Source organism: Bradyrhizobium sp. NAS80.1 (assembly GCF_001908205.1).
Lineage (GTDB): Bacteria > Pseudomonadota > Alphaproteobacteria > Rhizobiales > Xanthobacteraceae > Bradyrhizobium.
Genome location: NZ_LGHL01000283.1, coordinates 1 through 5,851, shown reverse-complemented (window position 1 = coordinate 5,851; position 5,851 = coordinate 1). Strand labels below are relative to the sequence as shown.

The 5,851-nt window shown below is 65.5% G+C and carries 8 protein-coding genes; all 8 read left to right on the top strand.

Features of this window, described 5'->3' with window-relative positions; genetic code table 11:
- On the top strand, window positions 1–1,633 hold a 1,633-nt coding region (locus tag AC629_RS47425; RefSeq protein ID WP_210419194.1), incomplete at its 5' end, for a hypothetical protein.
- A 109-nt stretch (window positions 1,634–1,742) separates the two neighbouring features.
- Window positions 1,743–2,969, top strand: a complete 1,227-nt coding sequence (locus AC629_RS41490; RefSeq protein ID WP_143199862.1) for a hypothetical protein — start codon at window positions 1,743–1,745, stop codon at window positions 2,967–2,969.
- Entirely contained in the window at window positions 2,969–3,556 is a 588-nt protein-coding gene (locus AC629_RS41485) for an SGNH/GDSL hydrolase family protein (protein ID WP_084810428.1), read from the top strand. Before AC629_RS41490 ends, AC629_RS41485 begins: the two co-directional genes overlap by 1 nt.
- Entirely contained in the window at window positions 3,553–3,933 is a 381-nt protein-coding gene (locus AC629_RS41480; protein ID WP_084810427.1) for a hypothetical protein, read from the top strand. Before AC629_RS41485 ends, AC629_RS41480 begins: the two co-directional genes overlap by 4 nt.
- Before the next feature lie 51 nt (window positions 3,934–3,984).
- The gene (locus AC629_RS41475; protein ID WP_084810426.1) at window positions 3,985–4,821 is read left to right on the top strand and encodes a M15 family metallopeptidase; all 837 of its coding nucleotides are present in this window, start codon (window positions 3,985–3,987) and stop codon (window positions 4,819–4,821) included.
- Window positions 4,818–5,318, top strand: a complete 501-nt coding sequence (locus tag AC629_RS41470) for a hypothetical protein (protein WP_084810425.1) — start codon at window positions 4,818–4,820, stop codon at window positions 5,316–5,318. Before AC629_RS41475 ends, AC629_RS41470 begins: the two co-directional genes overlap by 4 nt.
- A gap of 1 nt (window position 5,319) precedes the next feature.
- Window positions 5,320–5,478 carry a hypothetical protein gene (locus AC629_RS46215; RefSeq protein WP_168195721.1) on the top strand — a complete coding sequence of 53 codons (159 nt, stop codon included), beginning with the start codon at window positions 5,320–5,322 and terminating at the stop codon, window positions 5,476–5,478.
- A complete protein-coding gene (locus AC629_RS41465; RefSeq protein ID WP_084810424.1) occupies window positions 5,471–5,779 on the top strand; it encodes a hypothetical protein in 309 nt (102 codons plus the stop codon). The genes AC629_RS46215 and AC629_RS41465 overlap by 8 nt, the downstream gene beginning before the upstream one ends.
- Window positions 5,780–5,851: the final 72 nt, after the last annotated feature.

The following is a 5,851-nucleotide window of genomic DNA, read 5'->3' as shown; positions in this document are numbered from 1 at the left end:
CAACGGTATGGCGCGCGACATCGCCGCGATGGAGCAGTTCGGGCCGAACCCGAATGCCACGATGGAATGGCTCAAGCAGATCGTGCAGGTGGAAGCCGCCAAATCGATCGCCGGCGAGGCCTCGCTCTACCGCCGCGGCAGCAAGACGGCCGACGCTGTCAGGGACAAGCTCGACTACATCCCGCACCGCATCGACAGCGTCTACCAGTACATCCGCGGCCGCAGCGTGGTGTCGGGCAATATGGCGACCGGCTTTGGCACGGTGCGCAATTTGCTCACCTCCGCCCTGCTCGGCTCGGCCTCGATCACGGCGGCCGCAACCGATCCATTCGTCGATGCGGCCGCGCGCTACCTCTCCGGCCTGCCGATGACGAAAGCGCTGTGGGGGATCACCAAGACCTTTTCCGAAGGTACCACAGAGCAGGCCGTTCGCAGCGGCATCGTCATGGATGACTTCCTGCACATTCTCGGCGACGAGGCGCGCATGGCCGGCCAGGTCGGCGGCAGCGAGTGGTCGAAGTGGTTGGCCGAGCGCACGCTTGCCCTCTCCGGCCTTGAGCCTATGACGCAGGCCCGCAAGCACGTCTTCGCGCTCGATTTTCAGGGAGCCGTCGCCGACCAGGCCGGCAAGACGTGGGACGAGATGGAGCCCTACTTGCGGCGCGCCATGCAAGGCTATGGCATTGACCGCACGGCGTGGGACGTGATCCGCTCTACGCCGTTGCATCAGCCGGAGGGCGGCGCCGGCTTCCTGCGACCGATCGACGTGGCGGCTCTCGCCGAAGGGCCGGCGCTGCCGAAGGTGCAGAAGCTGCTCGGCATCGACACGACCGACGCCGAGGTCGCGGCCGAGCAGACCGCCGCCGGCGTGCGTCGGATTGCCGAGCAGTATCTCGAAACCATCCTGCAGCAGACAGAGCGCGCGGTCCCGACCTCAACGGCGCGGTCTCGCTCGTTCTTCGTCGGCACGCAGCCGAAGGGCTCGTTCTGGGGCGAGGTGGTCGAGAGCGGCCTGCTGTTCAAGTCGTTCGCGCTATCGCTGACGACGCTGCAGCTTCAGGCGATCCAGCAGGAGTTGCACCAGGGCGCCGCGCGCGGGGCTGGCTATGCCGGCGCCATCGCACTGTCGCTCACCATGGGCGGCGCGATCGCGCTGCAGATCAAGAACGTGATCAACGGCAAGGACCCGCAGTCCATGGCCGATCCGCGCTTCTGGATGGCGGCGGTGCAGACTGGCGGCGGCCTCGGCCTGCTCGGCGATTACCTGTTCTCGGACGTCAACCGTCAGGGTCAGTCGCTGGCGCAGCAGATTTCGGGGCCGACAGTCGGCCTGGTCGGAGATCTCTGGAAGCTCACAGCCGGCAATGTGCAGCAGCTCGTGCAGGGCAAGCCGACCAACATCGGCCGCGAGACCGTCAACACGTTGGGACGTTACACGCCCGTGCTGTCCTCGCTCTGGTATCTGCGCGCGGCCTACCGTCGCGTGGTGCTGGATCAGCTGCAATATCTGACCGATCCAGACGCCCACAAGAGCTTTCGGGAACAGGAACAGCGCCTGCAGAACGAGACCAGGCAGGGCATGTGGTGGGCACCGGGCGAGATCCTGCCGCGGCGCGCGCCAGCAACGCAATAGGCGCCGACGCCTGCTCACTTAACGCCGCGTGCCGGCGCTCATCCTCCGGCGCATGAGCGCAACGTACCCAATTCCGCGCGGAACGCGCCACGTCATCCTGCAAGCCGGCTTGAACCAAAAGGTTTTCGGGCCGGTCTCATTCCTGTTGTACGATCCGGCCGACGTCGCGATCAGGATTACTGATCCCGGCGCATCGTTCCCGGTACTGCTCGATCCCTCACAGTACACGATCGCGCCGGCATCGCCGGCCACGGGCTTTCCGGCCTACTTCACCGTGACGCTCAACACGGCACGGCCACAGAATGCGCAGGTCGATATTCGCGGCCTAAGCATCCCGTCGCGCACCACGGACGTCACCCGCGGCGGCGTGCTGCGATCGACGCTCCTCGAAGCCGAATTGGACCGGATGGTGATCGTCGGCCAGGAGCTGCGCCGGGACATCAGCGAGGGCACCCTTGGAGATGACGCCGTTCAAGCTGCGGTGGCTGCGGCGCAGAACTACGCGAACCAGGCCTTGGCCGCCAATACGTCGGCCGCGGGCCACGATACGGCCGCCGGGAACTCGGCAACCGCCGCCGCAGCATCGGCGGCCGCAGCGGCGGCGGCGGTCGCAGCCTATCCGCCGGGTATGATCTACGGCATGTCGATCGCCAACAATGTTGGCTCGCCCAATCTCAGGATCGACGTATCTTCCGGCAAATGCCGCGATATCGCCGACGCGAAAAATATCGCATTGGCTGCAACCATCACGAAACGCCTTGATGCGAATTGGGTTGCCGGCAACGGCAACGGTGGCCTCGATACCGGCGCGCGCGCGGCCAATACGTGGTATTTCCCGCAAGCGATCGACACCATCGCCGGCGGCGCCGGCGACGTCATCATAGGGACCAGCCCGGTCGCGCCGGTGATGCCGGGCGGCTACACGCCGAAGCGGCGGCTTGGCGCGTTCAAGACCGACCCGAGCGCCAACATCATTCCGATGTTTCAGGAGCCGGGCACCGGCATGTTCCTGTACAAGAGCGCGCCGCGCGATCTCAGCGCGGTCGCGATCAACACCACGCCGACGCTCTACACCCTGCCGAGCGTGCCGCTCGGCATCAAGACGCGCGCGCGCCTGCTGGTGAACCCCACCACGACCGCGCTCATTTCGCTCAGTGATCCCGATCTCGGAGCGCCGACCGATACCACGCTCGGCGTGATCGGCGGCGGCCAGTGGAACGTCATCGACGTGTGGACCGACACAGCGCAGCGCATTTACATCTTCGCCAACACGGGGACGCCGACATTGAGCATTTTCGTGCAGGGCTTCCATGACATGCGCGATGCGGTGATCTGATGCAGATTTTCGACGTCGCCTGTTTCGGTACCAGCCTGACCGAAGGCACCGGCAATGACGGCGCCGGCAGCCCACCGTTTGGCAGCTACGTGCCCGTGCTGCAACGGGCGCTGGCGCCGGGAAAGAGCAGCCGAGTGCGCTGCTACAATTTCGGCTCTGGCGGCGCATGGTCGACGGTCGGTATGACCAACTATCTCACAGCATTGAAGAACGTGAGGCCGCGCGCTGTCATCATCGAGTTCATGATGAACGATTGCGCGCTCCTCTCGACGGCCGATAGCACGGCAAACCATCTCACGATCATCAACACGCTCAAAGCGCTGCCTGCACCGCCAGCAATTTTCCTGGTGACGATGAACCCGGTCATCGGCAACAGCTCGTCGGCCATAGCGCGGATCAATCTGAACACCTACAACGATATCTATCGCTCGCTCTCCCTCTCCGAGAATGTCGGGCTGATCGATACCTATCCGAATTGGGCTGCTACGCCGACGGACATCCCGGACGGCGTGCACCCGACACTCGCTGCCAACATCGCCAAGCTGATCCCGCGGCTCGTCGCCGCCCTGTCGCCGCTGATCCAATGAGCACCTTCCTGCCCTCACGGACTGGACGCTTTCGCGCGACGGCGGCCGCCGCGGAAGCCCTCGACACGCATCTGCAGACGGCGATCGCCGAGCTGCAACCATCGTCACCCAAGGAGGTTAAGCCCATGCGAGGTCTGGAACGTCTCACGTCGCTGGCGCAGAACGCGCTCGACGATATAGACAAGCAGGCCGGCGATGCCGCCGACCGCATCATCGCCGCCAAGGAGCGCGCCGCCTCGGCCGTAGAGGGTTTTGCGAACCTCGCGGTCTCGATGGAAGACAAGGCGCGCCTGGTTGAGCAGGCGCTGGCGCAGCTCACGAACAGCCCGCCGCAGGCGAGCGAGCCGCCGAAGACGCCGGTCCCGCCCCTCACTTAACCCCGCGACCGCGCGCGCATTGTGCCCCTCATTGCAACGAGGGGTTTCAATATGCCGCGCTGGCCGCACGATGATCCTGCATCACTCGCCGCGTTCTACGGCGATCCCGACAAGGGCGAGCCCGGCAAGCAGCTCAAGCCGGTGATCCCGCCGTTCCAGATGTACTATGCCGGCAAGCCCATCGCGAAGATCATGTTTCACGTGAAGGCGGCCGGCGCCCTCGCCGCGGCGCTGGACGAAATCTGGCGCGAGTGCGGCCGCGATCAACACAAGGTCGATCGGCTCGGCCTGTCGGTGTTCTCCGGCGCCTACAATCCCCGCTACGTCCGCGGCTATGAGCCCGGCAACAAGGAAGGCCGCAAGCCGCGCTGGTCGAACCACGCCTACGGCGCCGCGATCGACTTCGACGCCGAGCACAACGGCTTCAACACCGGCCACGGCACCATGCCGCAGCTCGCCGTCGCCGCGTTCAAGCGGCAGGGCGCCCTGTGGGGCGGCGACTACCAGGGCCGCACTGACCCCATGCATTTCGAGTTCTGCTCGCGCGCGCCGACCGCCACGCCCCTCTCGTTCCTCGGAGAGGTGCAGGCGGATGGCGATAGCGATCAGAGCGGCGCCGGAGAAGTCGCCGGCAGTGACGCTCCCGCCGGTACGCCGGCAGGAGGCGCGGCGCCCTCCGCCGGCGGCTTCTTCGGTCGGGTCCGCAATTGGGTGACGGCCGGCGCATCGAGCATCGGCCTCACCAGCCTGGGCGCGATGACCAATGGCGAAGTCGTCGCGATGCTACTCGGCTTCGTCCTGCTCATCCTTGTCGCCGGCTTCCTGATCTCGCTTTGGCTGTGGGGCAAACAGAGCGTGGCGGACTGGATCGCGAAGCACATCGCATGAGCGCCATGTTCTGGGCCATCGCCACATCCGACGTCGCGCTCATCGCCGTGGGCGCGCTCTTCGTTACGTGCCTTGTCGTCGGACATCTGCCACTGATCGGCCGGCTGCTGCCGGCGGTAGAGCCCTACACGGTCGCAGCCTCGCTGCTCGCCTATCTGCTGCTTGCGCAGCTCGCGCTCGCGATCGGCTTCCGCGCCGCAGACGAGCGGGCCGAAGTCGCGCGGCTGACGATGGAGCTGAACTGGCATCAATTCCAGCTCGAGCAGCAGAAGGTTGCGGCCGCGTTCGCCGAGCAGAAGGCCGACGAGAACCGCGAGCGCGCTGCCACGCTACAGGAAGAGGTGAACGACTATGCCGACCGTCTCTCAAAGCAGCCGCCTCCGCCTGCTTGCGCTTTCGATGACGACGATGTGCGGAGCCTGCGCGCACTCGGCGGCGCCTCCGGCCGACCGGCCGGCCCTCGTGATCTCACGCGACTGCGAAAACCTCGCCGCTGAGGTGGATCTGCCGACCATCAGCCGCGACAAGAACCCCAAGGCCTCGGTGGCCGAGCATCGCGCCGCCCTGGTCAAGGCCAACGGGAACCTTTCCGCAACACGCGAGTGCCAGGCGCACCAGCGCCGGAACCTCTCGAACGATGAGCAGCAGCATGGCTGACAACATCGGTGTCATGATCGCGGCGGCCGGTCTGGCAATTGTCATCCTATCCAGCGTCGGCGGGCTGGTCTGGAAGCTGGCGCGGCAAGAGGCGCAGCTCCGTGCAGAGCACAACGCCGAGATCTCCGCGCTGAAGGAAAAGCTCTATCAGGTCGAGATCTGGGCCCGCGACGAATTCGTGCGCAAAGGCAGCTTCGATCTTGTCGTCGGCCGCCTCGAAAAAGGCTTCTCGGATCTGCGCTCGGAAATCGCCGGCCGGCTCGACCGGATGGGCGAGAAGATCGACCACATCAAGGCGTGAGACATTTCGCAATAGAACCCCACAAAACGGGGTGCGTGAGACACGCAAGTTATTGAAATTGTTAAGCTCCTT

Excerpts from the sequence above, each read along its gene's own strand:
- AC629_RS41485 (WP_084810428.1), top strand. The coding sequence starts at position 2,969 with ATGCAGATTTTCGACGTCGCCTGTTTCGGTACCAGCCTGACCGAAGGC.
- AC629_RS41475 (WP_084810426.1), top strand. The coding sequence starts at position 3,985 with ATGCCGCGCTGGCCGCACGATGATCCTGCATCACTCGCCGCGTTCTAC.
- AC629_RS41465 (WP_084810424.1), top strand. The coding sequence starts at position 5,471 with ATGGCTGACAACATCGGTGTCATGATCGCGGCGGCCGGTCTGGCAATT.
- AC629_RS41480 (WP_084810427.1), top strand. The coding sequence starts at position 3,553 with ATGAGCACCTTCCTGCCCTCACGGACTGGACGCTTTCGCGCGACGGCG.
- AC629_RS41470 (WP_084810425.1), top strand. The coding sequence starts at position 4,818 with ATGAGCGCCATGTTCTGGGCCATCGCCACATCCGACGTCGCGCTCATC.